The organism is Pseudomonas sp. S3_C06, assembly GCF_054667675.1.
On the sequence record NZ_CP162747.1, the window covers coordinates 5,602,849 to 5,616,877 of the forward strand.

General features: G+C 60.4%; 13 protein-coding genes. 6 read left to right on the forward strand and 7 right to left on the reverse strand.

Annotated features, from left to right (window positions below; translation table 11 throughout):
* Positions 1 to 111: 111 nt before the first annotated feature.
* Both AB4N44_RS24890 and AB4N44_RS24895 read left to right on the forward strand, forming a co-directional pair.
* Positions 112 to 546, forward strand: a complete 435-nt coding sequence (locus AB4N44_RS24890; RefSeq protein WP_007962151.1) for a MarR family transcriptional regulator — start codon at positions 112 to 114, stop codon at positions 544 to 546.
* A 127-nt stretch (positions 547 to 673) separates the two neighbouring features.
* Entirely contained in the window at positions 674 to 2,443 is a 1,770-nt protein-coding gene (locus AB4N44_RS24895) for a FimV/HubP family polar landmark protein (RefSeq protein WP_460111575.1), read from the forward strand.
* 143 nt (positions 2,444 to 2,586) lie between these two features.
* Here AB4N44_RS24895 and AB4N44_RS24900 read toward each other — a convergent pair whose 3' ends face one another.
* Positions 2,587 to 4,776, reverse strand: coding sequence for a patatin-like phospholipase family protein (locus tag AB4N44_RS24900; protein WP_150749275.1), 2,190 nt, complete (start codon positions 4,774 to 4,776; stop codon positions 2,587 to 2,589).
* 71 nt (positions 4,777 to 4,847) lie between these two features.
* Here AB4N44_RS24900 and AB4N44_RS24905 point away from each other — a divergent pair, with 71 nt between their 5' ends.
* Positions 4,848 to 5,135: an Rdx family protein gene (locus AB4N44_RS24905; RefSeq protein ID WP_460111573.1), complete on the forward strand. Its 288-nt coding sequence runs from the start codon at positions 4,848 to 4,850 to the stop codon at positions 5,133 to 5,135.
* Here AB4N44_RS24905 and AB4N44_RS24910 read toward each other — a convergent pair.
* Together AB4N44_RS24910 and AB4N44_RS24915 are read right to left on the reverse strand one after the other, a co-directional pair.
* Complete coding sequence (locus tag AB4N44_RS24910) at positions 5,129 to 6,022, reverse strand: DMT family transporter (protein ID WP_160038747.1); 894 nt, start codon at positions 6,020 to 6,022, stop codon at positions 5,129 to 5,131. The two genes, AB4N44_RS24905 and AB4N44_RS24910, sit on opposite strands and share 7 nt — an antisense overlap.
* 183 nt (positions 6,023 to 6,205) lie before the next feature.
* Positions 6,206 to 6,970, reverse strand: a complete 765-nt coding sequence (locus tag AB4N44_RS24915) for an AraC family transcriptional regulator (RefSeq protein WP_455805247.1) — start codon at positions 6,968 to 6,970, stop codon at positions 6,206 to 6,208.
* A 134-nt stretch (positions 6,971 to 7,104) separates the two neighbouring features.
* Between AB4N44_RS24915 and AB4N44_RS24920 the strand changes: the two genes are divergently transcribed.
* Positions 7,105 to 7,920 (forward strand): UDP-2,3-diacylglucosamine diphosphatase, encoded by an 816-nt coding sequence (locus AB4N44_RS24920; protein ID WP_095122780.1) that lies wholly within the window; start codon positions 7,105 to 7,107, stop codon positions 7,918 to 7,920.
* A 116-nt stretch (positions 7,921 to 8,036) separates the two neighbouring features.
* Here the strand turns inward: AB4N44_RS24920 and AB4N44_RS24925 are convergent, their stop codons facing one another.
* Positions 8,037 to 8,627: an HD domain-containing protein gene (locus AB4N44_RS24925; protein WP_150749272.1), complete on the reverse strand. Its 591-nt coding sequence runs from the start codon at positions 8,625 to 8,627 to the stop codon at positions 8,037 to 8,039.
* Positions 8,628 to 8,641: 14 nt separating this feature from the next.
* A complete protein-coding gene (locus tag AB4N44_RS24930) occupies positions 8,642 to 8,953 on the reverse strand; it encodes an Mpo1-like protein (protein ID WP_150773778.1) in 312 nt (103 codons plus the stop codon).
* Positions 8,954 to 9,117: 164 nt separating this feature from the next.
* Here AB4N44_RS24930 and AB4N44_RS24935 point away from each other — a divergent pair, with 164 nt between their 5' ends.
* A complete protein-coding gene (locus tag AB4N44_RS24935; RefSeq protein ID WP_202978061.1) occupies positions 9,118 to 10,179 on the forward strand; it encodes an AraC family transcriptional regulator in 1,062 nt (353 codons plus the stop codon).
* On the opposite strand, the gene AB4N44_RS24940 is transcribed toward AB4N44_RS24935, so the two are convergent.
* Positions 10,136 to 11,590 carry a TrkH family potassium uptake protein gene (locus AB4N44_RS24940; protein WP_127926275.1) on the reverse strand — a complete coding sequence of 485 codons (1,455 nt, stop codon included), beginning with the start codon at positions 11,588 to 11,590 and terminating at the stop codon, positions 10,136 to 10,138. The genes AB4N44_RS24935 and AB4N44_RS24940 overlap by 44 nt on opposite strands.
* A gap of 121 nt (positions 11,591 to 11,711) precedes the next feature.
* Between AB4N44_RS24940 and AB4N44_RS24945 the strand changes: the two genes are divergently transcribed.
* On the forward strand, positions 11,712 to 12,278 hold the full coding sequence (locus AB4N44_RS24945) for a nitroreductase family protein (protein WP_150749270.1): 567 nt from the start codon (positions 11,712 to 11,714) through the stop codon (positions 12,276 to 12,278).
* 302 nt (positions 12,279 to 12,580) lie between these two features.
* Here the strand turns inward: AB4N44_RS24945 and AB4N44_RS24950 are convergent, their stop codons facing one another.
* Entirely contained in the window at positions 12,581 to 13,921 is a 1,341-nt protein-coding gene (locus tag AB4N44_RS24950; protein ID WP_127926277.1) for a sensor histidine kinase, read from the reverse strand.
* Positions 13,922 to 14,029 lie beyond the last annotated feature (108 nt).

A 14,029-nucleotide genomic window follows, 5' to 3' on the forward strand; every position in this document is an offset into this window, starting at 1 on the left:
CCTCGAGATGTAACGATTCAGTACAGACCGCCACTTGCCTATAACTGCAGCTCATGCTTAGCTGGCTAATAATTAGAAATTTCTTATTTTAAGTCTAACCGTGAGTGTTTTATGCCGTTAACCGATCAACACCGCTTTGGCATGCAACTGGCCCAGATGTCGCGTGGCTGGCGTGCCGAACTGGATCGACGCCTCGCCGGGTTGGGGCTTTCCCAGGCGCGCTGGCTGGTGCTGCTGCATCTGGCGCGTTTTGAAGACGCACCGACCCAACGCGAGCTGGCGCAGAGCGTCGGCGTCGAAGGTCCGACTCTTGCGCGCTTGCTCGATAGTCTGGAAAGTCAGGGCCTGGTGCAACGCCAGTCCGTGATGGAAGACCGCCGGGCGAAAAAGATCGTCCTCTGCGCACCGGCCCTGCCGCTGATCGAACAAATCGAAACCATTGCCACGCAACTGCGCCACGAATTGTTCGAAGGCGTCGACGAAGCGGATTTAAAGGTGTGCATGCGGGTTCACGGGCACATTCTGGCTAACCTGGAAAAATCTTGAGGCACATCCACGTGCCGGATCTTTGAGAGATCGCGCTGAGCCGACTATAAGAACTACTGGGCAATATCGTGTTCGTACCGGATGTGCGAACGCATAGAAGTCGGTTTTGCTTATTTAAGGGATGCTCATGCTCGCAAGTCGGCACGTGGTACTGCGCAGTGGCGCCAAATGGTTGCTGGTCGCTGGCATATTCAGCTATTCGGCCGGGTCGATGGCCTTGGGGCTGGGCGATATCACTGTTCATTCAGGCCTCAACCAGCCGCTCAAGGCCGACATCGCCCTGATCGATGTCGGTGGGCTGACGCAAAACGATCTTTCGGTGAGCCTGGCCACGGCAGACGAGTTCGCTCAGGCCGGGGTCGAGCGGGTGTTTTTTCTCAACGACCTCAAGTTCATTCCGATTCTGCATGGCAATCGCCAGATGATTCGGGTGACATCCAGCAAACCGGTCAACGAACCCTTTGTGAATTTCCTTGTGCAGCTCAATCAGCCCAATGGCCGGTTGCTGCGTGAGTACACGGTATTGATCGATCCACCGGGTTCACGGGGTATCGTACCGGCCACTGATGAGCCGGATCCGCGTGCGCAATCCTCCGAATTCCCCACCGTCGAACCTGCCGTTGCTGCACCACAGGCGCCTCAAGCCAAGCGCGATACCGTGCCAGCACCCACGCCTGCGACCCCGCCCGCCAACGATGCACTGGCCGAGCAACTGGCTGCCAGTGTGTTGCTGAATCAGCAATTGCAAAAGAGCGTCGATGAGCTGAACGCCAAACTGCAAACGCAGGATGTGCAGATTGCCGCTGGCAAGAAGCAGATTTCTGACCTGCAAACGCAATTGGTCGAACTCAGGAAAGCACCGCCACCGACTGAGGCAACCCCTGCACCTGTCCCGGTGGTGGCACCTGTTGAGTCCACAGATGACGGTTTGAACTGGCCATTGCTCGGTGGCCTGGTGCTGTTGCTGGGGGCCTTGGCCGGGTTGTTCGTACACCGTCGACGGCAACAACAGATACCGACTGACGAGCCGCTGCCGCTTTTGCCGCAGGGGCGTGAGCCGGACGTAGCTGATGTTGAAAGCGCAGAACCCGTCAGTACCCATGCTTCAGCCCAACACCGCGAAGAACCGGCGGCGGGCGATGTGCTGGAGGCGGTGGGGATCTATCTGGCGTATGGCCGATTGGGCGAAGCCGCCGGATTGTTGCGCGATGCCTTGCACAAGGAACCGGAGCGCACCGACATCGGTTTGCAGTTGCTTGAAGTACTGGGGCGTCAGGGTGACAGCGCCGCGTATGAACAACAGGAAAGTCATTTGCGTGAGCAGGGCGTGGATACCCAGACGTTGCAGGATGTTCGCGCCCGACATCCGAAACTCGCGGTTACCGCAGCGTTGGCCGCTGTGCCGCCGATCGTGGCGGCGGTTCCTGTTATTGCAGCACAACCGGCGGCTGAAGCTGATTTCGAGTTGAATCTGGGCGAGCTGTCGATGGATTCCAGTTGGGATCTGGAAGACAGCCGCACGGCCACTACTGAACCAGCGGCAGACACCTCGGCGCTCGGCTCCGGTCTGCAAGTGCTGCCACAGGACTTTGAATTGCCGCAAGCGTCCAGCGAAGATCCTGAGCTTGAGTGGATCCCTGAACCGGACGCCGGGCCGCTGGATGAAGATTTTCTCAATGAGTTTGCCGATGCCGAGCCTTCACTGGCGTTGCAACCGCTGGACTTGCAGGAACCCGAGCCGCTACACGACGAAAACTCCGGCAAGCTCGAACAGGCGCAGACGTGCATTGACGACGGCGATATCGACAGTGCGATTGCGTTGCTCAATGAGTTGCTCAAAGAGGGCGATGAGCCTTTGAAGCAAACGGCGCGGACGTTGCTGGCGGGGATTCGCTGAACCCCTGATCGATTTGCGGTGGATCTGATACCGTCTTCGCGAGCAGGCTCGCTCCTATATTTGAACTGTATTCGCAGAACCATTGTGGGAGCGAGCCTGCTCGCGAAGACTGACGGTCAGACAACACCAATTCCTGACCCCGGTCAGAAGGTCTGCCCCAGATTCAGATAAACCGCCTGCTCATTCGCATCATTCAACCCATAACTGAAATTCAACGGCCCCAGCGGTGTGTCAAAGCCAATGAACACGCTCGCGGCGTTGATGTAGCCACTGTCGAACTCATTGTCGTTGTTCCACGCTCGTCCACGTTCCAGCGAGGCGCCGGCATACAGCGGGAAGTCCAGCGGCAGATACGAGCGCGGCGTCAGACGGCGGTAATACACCGCGCGCATCAGGCTGATGTTCTGCCCGGAAATCGCGTCTTCACGGAAGCCCGACAACTGCCGCGCACCGCCGAGCAGGAAGCTTGAGGTCACCACGTTGGCATCATCCAGCGTACGCCCGTAGCGCCCGCCGAGAATCAGCGTATCCGGGCCATGGCTCATGGCTTTATCGATTTTAAAGTCCCACTGTCGATAGCGCGTGTCCGACCCCAGGCCCGGTTCAAACTGCGTCAGCGTCAGGCTGACGTCCTTGCCTTCGTGAGGGAAGTACACGTTATCCAGTGAGTCATAGGAATACTTCAGCGCGTAAAAGCCTTCGTTGAAGTTTTCACTCGGCAGATCCTGATCGCCAATGCGCACATCGGCCTTGCCCCAAGCCTCGCCAACACCGAAGCGCACCTCGCCGTTGTTGCCGATCTGTCGGCCGAAGTTGAGGCCGAACCCGTAGCGCTCGACGCGATACTGCGCGATCGGATCGTTGTCGAGCACGGCTTCAACGTTCTGCGCTTCGAACGAGGCGTACGGCGCGACGAAGTAACGCGAGCCGACGTCCAGCGGTTGGTAGAACTCGGTGTACAGCTCTTGTTTGTCGCCAATTTGCGCGCGGGTCAGCCATTCCGCGCCGAGGCGGTTGATGCCGTTGATGCGGTAACTGGCGCCGAGGTTGAAGGCGCTGTCGCCGCGCATGTCATCCGACAGATTGAGGCCAACCCGCAAGTAATCGGTGCCGCTGCGTTTACCCCGGGCGCTGATCACCAGCGTGTGATCCTGGCCCTTGTGCACCACGCGGTATTGCACCTGCTCGAAGTAATCGAGGCCGTACAAGGTGCCCATGTCCGAATGCAGACGCCCCAGATCCAGCGGTTCGCCGATGTGCTGGCGAATGTAGTAGCGGATCACGTCGTCATCGACTTTCGAGTCGTTCTCGACGCGGATCGCGGTGATGATCGGCGTGCGTTGACCCGGCGAGCGCGCGGCGTTGAGTTCGGCGTCCTGAGAGTCGACGGGTTTGAGCACGGCGAGGCGTGCGTCGAGGATTCGGGTGGCTCGGTAACCGGCGTCGATCATCTCCTGAGCCTTGCCGAAATCGGTGACGCCGAACGCCGCCAGCGCCGGCTGGATCAGCACATCGGAAGGCTTCAGGGCCGCCAGTTGTTCTTCGGAGTTGCTGCGCGTCATCAGGGTGATCGACTGGTTCAGTACATCGACCACGGTGGTCAGTTGTTTGCGATTGCGCAGCGGCGTGCCGATGTCGACGACGATGGCCACGTCAACGCCCATCTCACGCGCGACATCGAGTGGAATGTTGTCGGTCATGCCGCCGTCCACCAGCAGACGGCCATCGAGTTCGACCGGGGCGAATACCGCCGGGATCGACATGCTCGCGCGGATCACTTGGGGCAAGTGGCCTTTGCGGAACACCACTTTTTCGCCGTTGGCGATGTCGGTGGCCACGGCGCGGAACGGGATCGGCAGTTTGTCGAAATCCCGAGTGTCGCTGGTATGCGCCAACAGGCTTTCCAGCAGCAGCGCGAGGTTCTGGCCCTGAATCACGCCCAGCGGCAAGCCGAGACTGCCGTCGTCGCGAAAGCTGAGTTTCTGTTTGACCAGAAAGTCGCGGTCATCCTGCTTGCGCCGAAACGGCACGTCTTCACGCGGAGGGGCGTCGGACAGCGCGGCTTGCCAGTCGATGTTCAGCGCGAGTTTTTCCAGCTCATCGATCTTGTAACCCGAGGCGTACAAGCCACCGACCACCGCGCCCATGCTGGTGCCGGCAATCGCATCGATCTTGATGCCTTGCTCTTCCAGGGCCTTGAGCACCCCGATATGCGCCAGCCCGCGCGCGGCACCGCCGGACAGCACCAGGCCGACTTTTGGCCGTGAAGCTTCACCGGCATGGACAAGCAGAGGAAGGAAACCAAGCAGCAGGCAGAACAGCAGACGGCGCATTGTGAGTCTCGGGGCAAGCATTAAAGCCGGCTATTATAGCGGCGCCCTCTGTCTCAGGAGTTTCAGCAAACATGACTGTCGCAAAAGCAGAAGTTGTCATCACCTATTGCAACCAATGCCAGTGGCTGCTGCGCGCCGCGTGGCTGGCGCAGGAACTGCTCAGCACCTTTGCTGATGACCTCGGCAAAGTCTCGTTGGTGCCGGGCACCGGCGGAGTGTTTCAGATTACCTGCGCGGGCGTGCAGATCTGGGAGCGCAAGGCTGACGGCGGCTTTTCGGAAGCCAAGGTGCTGAAGCAGCGAGTTCGCGATCAGATCGATCCTGACCGCGACCTCGGTCACAACGACCGCACTCAGTGAGACGCGGCCTCGGCGGCGACGGTTTTGTTGTCGGCGCTGCCGGACATCCGCGCGGAAACGACGATGGCGATGATGATCAGTGCGCCGCCCATCAACATCCGTAGCGTCGGGTTTTCGTTGAACAGCAGCCAGGCGATGGTAATGCCGTAAACCGGCTCCATGGCAAACACCACCGCCGCCGTGCGTGCTTTGATCACCGCCAGACTGGCGACGAACAGGCTATGAGCGACGCCGGTGCAGAACACCCCGAGCAAGCCGATCCAGAGCCAGTCCAGTGCGCGCACTTCGCTGAGTTGCGGCGCCGCAACCGGCAGCAGACACAGCGCCACCACCACGTTTTGGCACAGTGCCGCTTGCACCGCTGGGATGCGCCCGGAGCTGGCGCGGTTGGTCAGTGACAGCAGCGAGAACAGCAGGCCTGACAACACTGCCCAGAGCAGGCCGGTGGTTGCGCCGCTGGCCAGATCGAACGCCGGGGTTACCAGCACCAGACCAACCGTTACCAAGACAACGAGGATGATTTCATTGGCGCGGATGCGTTCGCGGAAAATCAGCCCTTCAAGAATCACCGTAAAGGCCGGGAAACTGGCAAAGCCCAATGTTGCGATGGCGACACCGGCGACCTTCACCGAGATGAAGAAGCTCACCCAGTGCCCGGCCAGCAACACACCGCTGAGGGCCAGACGCCGCCAGTCCACGGCCTGCAGTTTCTGCCAGCCGCTCTGGCTGGCGAAACGGGCGAAGAACGCCAGGGCAAGCACGGCGAACGCAGCACGACCGAAGACGATCACAGCGGGGGAGGCGGCAGCGAGTTTGCCGAACACACCGGTCAGGCCAAACATCAAAGCACCGATGTGCAGAGCGCCGAGGGCGGTACGCGGAGTCATTGCCATCCTTAATCCAGACACGGTTTCTTGTGATTGATCGTTCCCACGCTCTGCGTGGGAATGCCTCTAGGGACGCTCTGCGTCCAGTGACGCGGAGCGTCACGGGCTACATTCCCACGCGGAGCGCGGGAACGATCAATAAGTCCATTGAACCCTGTATCGGCCTACAAGTCTGTCGGCAGACTATCGTCTTTTGTCGCCGGAATCGCGCCGAAGCTGGCCGGGCGATGCGCTGAACTCACGTAGGATCGCGGCCGAGAAAGCACTCTGCGAGCTGTAGCCGACGCGACTGGCAATCTCGCCAATCGGCAGTGCGGTGTCGCGCAGCATTTGCACCGCCAGATGCAGGCGCCGACTGCGGATGTAATCCATCGGCGTCTGCCCGCATTCGGCCATGAACCGTGCATGCAGGCGCGCGCTGGACAACCCGGCCACGCGCGCCAGATCGGCGACTTGCAGCGGATAAGCGGCGTTTTGCTCGATGTGCGCATCCAGCGCGGCGTAGGGCAGGCGACGCGCGACGAGTTCGCCAGGCTGCGCATGATTGAGGCTGGCCAGCAGCAACACCGCGCCTTGCTGCGCGATCAACGGATCGCTGACCGGACTGTTCGCCAGCCAGCTGACCAACTGGCTTTGCCGCGAATCCAGTGACAGGCGCGCAGGTTGATCGAGCAGGCGGTGACTGGCCTCGGCATGCTCGCCGAGTGAATCGGTCACCCATGGCCCTTCAGGGATATCGAGCACCAGACAGCGGCTGCCGTCGGGGCTGCCGCAAGCGTGATGCGCACCGGACGGAATCACCACAAAACTCTGCTGACGCACCTGGCTGCCGCAACCCTCGACCTCGAAATCAAGCGCACCGGACAGCCCGAACACCAGTTGCGCGTGCTCGTGGCTATGCACAATCAAATCGTGGGTGTACTGACGCAGGGTGAGGATCGGGCGCATGGCAAGGTTCTCCGGGCAGGTCGCCAGTCTACACCGGCGCACGCAGATTGCGTTGTCACAGGACTGACTCGCACTTGTCATGGTCGATTAACCGGGCAGGCGCAGAGTGGCGAAAACATCGCAGAGGGTTGCCCATGACCAGCGCCGAGCTCGCCAGACCCAGCCGTAAACAACGCGTGCGCACCCTGTGGATCTCCGACGTGCACCTGGGCACGCGCGATTGCCAGGCCGAGCACTTGTCGCAATTTCTCAAGGGCTATCACGCCGACAGGATTTATCTGGTCGGCGACATCATTGACGGCTGGAAACTGCGCGGCGGCATGTACTGGCCACAAGCGCACACCAACGTGATCCGCCGCTTGCTGACCATGAGCAAGCGCGGCACCGAGGTGATTTATGTCACCGGCAACCACGACGAATTCCTGCGCCGTTATTCGAAGCTGATTCTGGGCAACATCCAGTTGGTTGACGAGGCGGTGCATGTCACGGCCGATGGTCGACATCTGCTGGTGATTCACGGCGATCAGTTCGATGTGATCACACGCTATCACCGCTGGCTGGCGTTCCTTGGTGACTCCGCCTACGAATTCACCCTGACCCTCAATCGCTGGCTCAACCACTGGCGTGCGCGCTATGGCTACGGTTATTGGTCGCTGTCGGCGTATCTGAAGCACAAGGTGAAGACGGCAGTGAGTTTTATCAGCGACTTTGAAGAAGCCATCGCCCACGAATGCGTGAAGCGCGAGTTGCATGGTGTGGTGTGCGGGCACATTCACCACGCCGAGATCCGCAAGGTGGGCGAGGTGGATTACCTCAATTGCGGTGATTGGGTGGAGTCGTGCACAGCGCTGATCGAGCATTGGGACGGCACGATCGAGTTGTATCGACTGGCAGATGCGCAGGCGCGGGAGGCGGAGCTCAAGGCGGCCAAAGTCGCTGAACTCGCCTAATGCTCTGGTGATTGAGAGGGCCTCATCGCGAGCAGGCTCACTCCTACAGGGGTACGCATTTCAACTGTAGGAGTGAGCCTGCTCGCGATGAACCGCGCAGCGGTTCCCGAGGATGATTACGCTGGCGAGTGTTCCTCCATCGCGGCCTTGTAAATCGAGTTCTTCGGCTGCGCAAACAACCGCTCCATCATCGGCTCAAAGAAGCTCAACGGCAGCGTGTCATAGTCAGGATCAAACGCCGCCGCATCGTATTTGGCACAAAACTCGGCGGTCGCTTGATACTGCGGATGGCCGGCGAACTGCTCGCGCAGATGCCGATCCATGCCCAGGTGATGAAAGAAGTAGTAGCCCTGAAACACACCATGCTTTTCGACCATCCACAGATTCTCGGCACTGACGAATGGCTTGAGAATCGCCGCGGCAATGTCCGGATGGTTATACGAGCCGAGCGTGTCACCAATGTCATGCAGCAACGCGCAAACCACGTATTCCTCGTCGCGCCCGTCACGAAAGGCGCGGGTCGCGGTTTGCAGCGAGTGGGTCAGGCGATCCACCGGAAAGCCGCCGAAATCGCCTTCGAGCAATTTCAGGTGAGTCATGATCCGCGAGGGCAACTGTTTGGCGTAGGCACTGAAATCTGCGGCGATGATCGCCCAGTCTTCCTGCGTACCGTCCTTCATGTGAGTGAAGCGGGCATTGGCATTCATTGGCTGACCCTCATTCAGAACGCCACGCGACCCAGAATCATGTCGCGGTACATGACGAAGTCGCCGAGCAGGCTGTACAGCGGATGCTGAAAGGTCGCCGGCCGGTTCTTTTCAAAGAAGAAGTGCCCGACCCAGGCAAAGCTGTAGCCGGCCAGCGGCACGGCCAATAACAGCAGCCAGGCGCCCTTGGCGATGGTCATCGCGACAATGAAGATCACCAACGTGGTGCCGATGAAGTGCAGGCGCCGGCAGGTGCTGTTGTTGTGTTCGCTGAGGTAGTACGGATAGAACTCAGCGAAGCTGTTGAAATGCTTGATGTTTTCCACGACCGCGTTCTCTGTGGTTATTGTTCTGGCGACGAGTTGTTCTGCGGGTAGCTTATTTGAGTCTAGAGTGATCATTGGCGTGGGCCAGTGACAATCGGCGCCACTTTAGTATCCTTGGCAAATCAGGCCGTAGCATGCGGCCCCTCATGTAAAAGAAAAACGCCATGAGCGAACGAACGACTTCTGCAAGCTGGGCGATGGGGATTGTCAAAGCATTGGAGATGGACGGCCTGGATTGCCGGGTTCTGTTCAAGCAACTGGGGCTCGATTACACGGCTCTGGATGATCCGGATGCACGCTTCCCGCAAGATTCCATGACCCGTCTCTGGCAACGGGCGGTCGAGGTGTCCGGTAATCCGGCGATCGGTCTGAACATGGGCAAGGTGGTGCGACCGGCGTCGTTTCATGTCGCCGGCTACGCGTTGATGTCGAGCAATACCCTGGCCGAAGGCTTCCAGCGACTGGTGCGCTATCAGCGGATCATCGCCGAAAGTGCCGACCTGAGCTTCCGTCTGCTGGAAGAAGGTTATGCGCTGATTCTGACCGTGCACGGCGATCATCTGCCGCCGACCCGGCAGAGTGCCGAAGCCTCGCTGGCCTGTGCGCTGGGGCTGTGCGGCTGGTTGACCGGGCGCACGCTGCATCCGGTCAAAGTGCTGGTGCAGGGTGATCAGCCGGAAAATCTGCAACCCTACAAACAAGCCTTCCACGCGCCATTGGTGTTCAACGCGCCGTACGATGCGCTGATCTTCGAACGCGCCGACATGGAAGCACCGCTGCCCACCGCCAACGAGGCGATGGCGCTGTTGCATGACCGCTTTGCCGGGGAGTATCTGGCACGATTTTCCGAAAGCCGCGTCACCCATAAGGCGCGACAGGTGCTGTGCCGGTTGCTGCCACAAGGCGAACCGAAGCGCGATACCGTGGCGCAGACCCTGCATCTGTCGCAGCGCACCTTGCAGCGGCGGTTGCAGGAGGAGGGCACGAGTTTTCAGCAACTGCTCGATGACACCCGCCGCGAACTGGCCGAGCAGTATCTGGCGCAGCCGAGCATGACCTTGCTGGAAATCGCATACCTGTTGGGTTTTGCCGACCCAAGCAACTTCTTTCGCGCGTTCCGCCGCTGGTTCGACACCACGCCCGGCGATTACCGGACGCGGTTGTTGCAGGCGCCGGGTGCGATCAGTGACGCCAAAAGGCCGGAATACACAGTACAAACACCGTAATGATCTCCAGTCGGCCGAGCAGCATGCCGAACGACAGAATCCATTTGGCCGCATCGGGCAGGGTGGCGAAGTTGCCCGCCGGGCCGATGGTTTCGCCAAGGCCTGGGCCGACGCCGGACACGGTACTGGCGGCACCGGTCAGGGCGGTCATCCAGTCGACGCCGAGCAGCGACAGCAGCAGAGCGATCACGCAGATCGTGATGGCGAAGAAGAACGAAAAGGTCAGAATCGAGCGCACGATCTCTTCGTCGAGGCGGTGACCGTTGTACTTCTGCTTGATCACCGCGCGCGGGTGAATCAGCTGATTAAGGTTGGCCTTGAGCAGGATATAAGCGACCTGGAAACGGAAAATCTTGATCCCGCCCGCCGTCGACCCGGAACAGCCACCGACAAACCCCAGATAGAAAAACAGCATCAGCGAGAAGTTGCCCCACAGGCTGTAATCACCGAGGGCAAACCCGGTGGTGGTGACCACCGACGTCACGTTCAGCGCCACGTGGCGCAGCGCTTCGAGCCAGTGCAGCTTGGTCGTCCACCAGTACCAGGTACCGAGCACCAGCCAGGTCACCAGCAGCATCCCGAGCAAACCCTGCACCTGTTGATCCCTGATCAGCGCTTTGCGGTTGCCGCGCAGCGTCGCCACGTACAGGGTGAACGGCAGGCTGCCGAGAATCATGATGACCACCGCGACCCAGTGCACCGCCGGTTGCGTCCACTTGGCCAGGGATTGGTCGGAGGTCGAGAATCCGCCGGTGGAAATCGCCGACATCGCATGGTTGATCGCATCAAACGGGCTCATCCCGGCCCACCAGAATGCCAGGCTGCCAAGGATGGTGATGCCGACGTACGCGGCTACGATCAGCCGCGCCACCATGTGCGAGCGGGGCATGACTTTCTCCGAGCGGTCCGAGGACTCGGTCTGGAACAGGCGCATGCCACCGATGCGCAGCAGCGGCAGAATCGCCACCGCCATACCGATAAAGCCGATGCCGCCGATCCAGTGCAGCAGCGAGCGCCACATCAGAATACCGGGGGACATGGTGTCGAGGCCGTTGAGCACGGTCGAACCGGTGGCGGTGATGCCGGACATGCTTTCGAAAAACGAATCGGTGTAGCTGATGTGCTGGGTCAGCAGAAACGGCAGCGCGGCAAAGATGCACACCACCAGCCAACTGCTGACCGTCAGCAGATACATGTCACGCGGACGCAGGTGAATGTGTTCCGGTCGGCCGGGAATCACCAGCGCAAGGCCGGCGACGAAAGTGATCATGCTCGCCCAGAGGAACGACGGCAGGTCGCTGGTGCGCTCGAAAATCACCAGGGTGGCCATGGGCACGACCATGGCGACAGCCAGGGTGATCAGGAAGATGCCGATGATGAAACCAATGATCCGTAAGGTCGGCAACGCCATGAAGTCCGCTCGGGCTGATGTGGGAAGGGCGCCATTCTACCCGTGGGGCAGGGCATGTAAACCGGCATCCTGTGTACAGATGAAGCTAGAATAGCTGCACATTTTTCTCAGGAGGTGGCCGATGCAGGCTCTCGACGCGTTGCTCAACCGTGTTTCCGTTCCACGACTGGTCGAACCGGCCCCCACTGCCGAGCAGCGCGAAGCCCTGTTTGGTGCAGCATTGCGCGCGCCGGATCACGGGCATTTGCAGCCGTATCGCTTTCTGACTGTCGAAGGCGCGGCGCGTGAGCAGATGGGCGAGTTGCTGGCCGAGGCTGCGCAGATGCAGGATGGCGAAGTCACCGAAGCGATGATCGACAAGGCGCGCAACGGCCCGCTACGGGCGCCGCTGGTGGTTGTGGTGATCGCCAGGTTGCAGGAACACGTCAAGTACCCGAAGGCCGAGCAGTTGCTGGCGGCCGGGTGTGCGGCCCACGGGATTTTGCTGGCGGCGTATGCGCAGGGGATTGGTGCGGTGTGGCGTACGGGTGATCTGGCGTATTCGCCGCATGTGGCCAAAGGTTTGGGGCTGGCGGACGGTGAAGAGGTGATTGCGTTTCTTTACCTCGGCACGCCGCAGAAAGAACCGCGTGTGGCGGAGAAGGTTGATCTGGCCGAGTTTGTTAGTGCCTGGCCTGGTAAGGCGTAAAGCGAAGAGCCCCTCACCCTAGCCCTCTCCCAGAGGGAGAGGGGACTGATTGGGGGATGCTTTAGAGGTACGCCGACCTGAAAGTGCTCGGCTGAATCCAGAATCGATAACGGCTCCAATGCATTTCGAGCTCGGAGTCGATAACGGTTCCGATGCATTTCGAACCCAGAGTCGGCGACGATTCACGTGCCTTCCGGGCCCATAATCGACTCGGTGTTTCAGGTCGATGTATGACGCAAGACACCGCGGTCGGCCCCCTCTCCCTCTGGGAGAGGGTTGGGGTGAGGGTAGCTTTTAGGCTCTTAAAGTTGTACCACCGCCCCGGGTACAAGCGGCAATTCCAGACTGGCAATAAACCCACCCTGCGGATGATTGGCCAACGTCAAACTCCCGCCATGGCGCTCCGCCGCCCTGCGTGCAATCGCCAGCCCCAAGCCATGCCCTGCCGCCGTCTGCCCCGGAGCGCGATAAAACGGCTCGCCCAACTGACTCAAATGTTCGGCCTGCACCCCCGGCCCATGGTCACGCACACTCACGACAATTTTTTCGCCCTGACGAGAGGCCTGCATTTCTATCGCCTGACCTTCCGGGTTGAAGCGCTGGGCATTGCGCAACAGGTTATCGACGGCGCGCTCGATCATGGTCGGCCAGCCCTTCAGATTCAGTTGCGGCTCGGCATCGAGACGCACGATCTGCTCGGGCGATCCAAGTTCCGCATCCTTCTGCAACGTGCCGAGCAGGACATTCAGATCCACATCTTCGGCACTGGCGTTGTCGGCATCGACTCGCGCCAGCACCAGAATTTCACTGATCAACGCTTCCAGCCGATCACACTCGCGGGTCAGCCGTGGCCAGAGTTTCTCGCGTTCTTCAGGATTCGCTCGTTCGGCCAGCGCCAAGGCAATCCGCAGCCGGGCCAACGGTGAGCGCAATTCATGGGAGACGTCGCGCAGCAACTGACGCTGGCTGCCGATCAGGCTTTGCAGGCGCGCACCCATGCGGTTGAAATCGGTAGCGAGTACGCCGAACTCGTCGCGGCGGTTGGCCAGTTTCGCCAGGCTGTTCTGCTGATACGTGGTCTGCCCCAGATCATGCACTGCGCCGCGCAAACGGCTGAGCGGGCGGGTGATGGAGAAGGTCACCAGCAGACTGAACAAGGTCAGCACCACCAGCGCGATGCCCAGCGCGCTCAGCGGCCAGAGCAGGCTTTCGCGGTGCCAGGCGTCGAGTTCCGGGTGCGGGATGCGGTAGATAAAGAGGTAGGTGTCACCGGTTTTTTCGCTGGTGAACTCATCGGTCAGGCGGCGCCAGGGCAGGCGGCGGTCGTCGTTATTCTGGCGGGCTTCGAAGGCAGCGGCGCGGCGCGGGAAGGTGCCGCGCACTACCGGGTCGCCGGATTCGTTGAGTACCTGAACGTCGATGTGATATTGGCGTTTGCGCTGTTCGAGAATGTCCTGAGCGGCTTCTTCGCCCTGGGCTTCGTAAGTTTGTGTCCATTCGCCGGCGAGGGTGTTGAGGCCCGGATGACGGCTGAGGATCCACGCGTCTTGGTTGAGCATGTGCCCGAGCAGAATGGACAGCCCGGCCACCAGAGCGATGGCCAGCCAGAAGCTCGCGAGAATACGCCAGAACAATGAACGCACAGAAAATCCTCAATCAAACACAAATCCCTGTAGGAGTGAGCCTGCTCGCGATAGCGGTGAGTCAGACAAGTATCCGTTGACTGACACACCGCTATCGCGAGCAGGCTC

Bases quoted from the DNA above. Each gene is read 5' to 3' on its own strand.
- AB4N44_RS24945 (WP_150749270.1), top strand. From the start codon at position 11,712: ATGCAGGCTCTCGACGCGTTGCTCAACCGTGTTTCCGTTCCACGACTG.
- AB4N44_RS24940 (WP_127926275.1), bottom strand. From the start codon at position 11,590: ATGGCGTTGCCGACCTTACGGATCATTGGTTTCATCATCGGCATCTTC.
- AB4N44_RS24915 (WP_455805247.1), bottom strand. From the start codon at position 6,970: ATGCGCCCGATCCTCACCCTGCGTCAGTACACCCACGATTTGATTGTG.
- AB4N44_RS24905 (WP_460111573.1), top strand. From the start codon at position 4,848: ATGACTGTCGCAAAAGCAGAAGTTGTCATCACCTATTGCAACCAATGC.
- AB4N44_RS24900 (WP_150749275.1), bottom strand. From the start codon at position 4,776: ATGCGCCGTCTGCTGTTCTGCCTGCTGCTTGGTTTCCTTCCTCTGCTT.
- AB4N44_RS24890 (WP_007962151.1), top strand. From the start codon at position 112: ATGCCGTTAACCGATCAACACCGCTTTGGCATGCAACTGGCCCAGATG.
- AB4N44_RS24920 (WP_095122780.1), top strand. From the start codon at position 7,105: ATGACCAGCGCCGAGCTCGCCAGACCCAGCCGTAAACAACGCGTGCGC.
- AB4N44_RS24910 (WP_160038747.1), bottom strand. From the start codon at position 6,022: ATGACTCCGCGTACCGCCCTCGGCGCTCTGCACATCGGTGCTTTGATG.
- AB4N44_RS24925 (WP_150749272.1), bottom strand. From the start codon at position 8,627: ATGAATGCCAATGCCCGCTTCACTCACATGAAGGACGGTACGCAGGAA.
- AB4N44_RS24935 (WP_202978061.1), top strand. From the start codon at position 9,118: ATGAGCGAACGAACGACTTCTGCAAGCTGGGCGATGGGGATTGTCAAA.
- AB4N44_RS24895 (WP_460111575.1), top strand. From the start codon at position 674: ATGCTCGCAAGTCGGCACGTGGTACTGCGCAGTGGCGCCAAATGGTTG.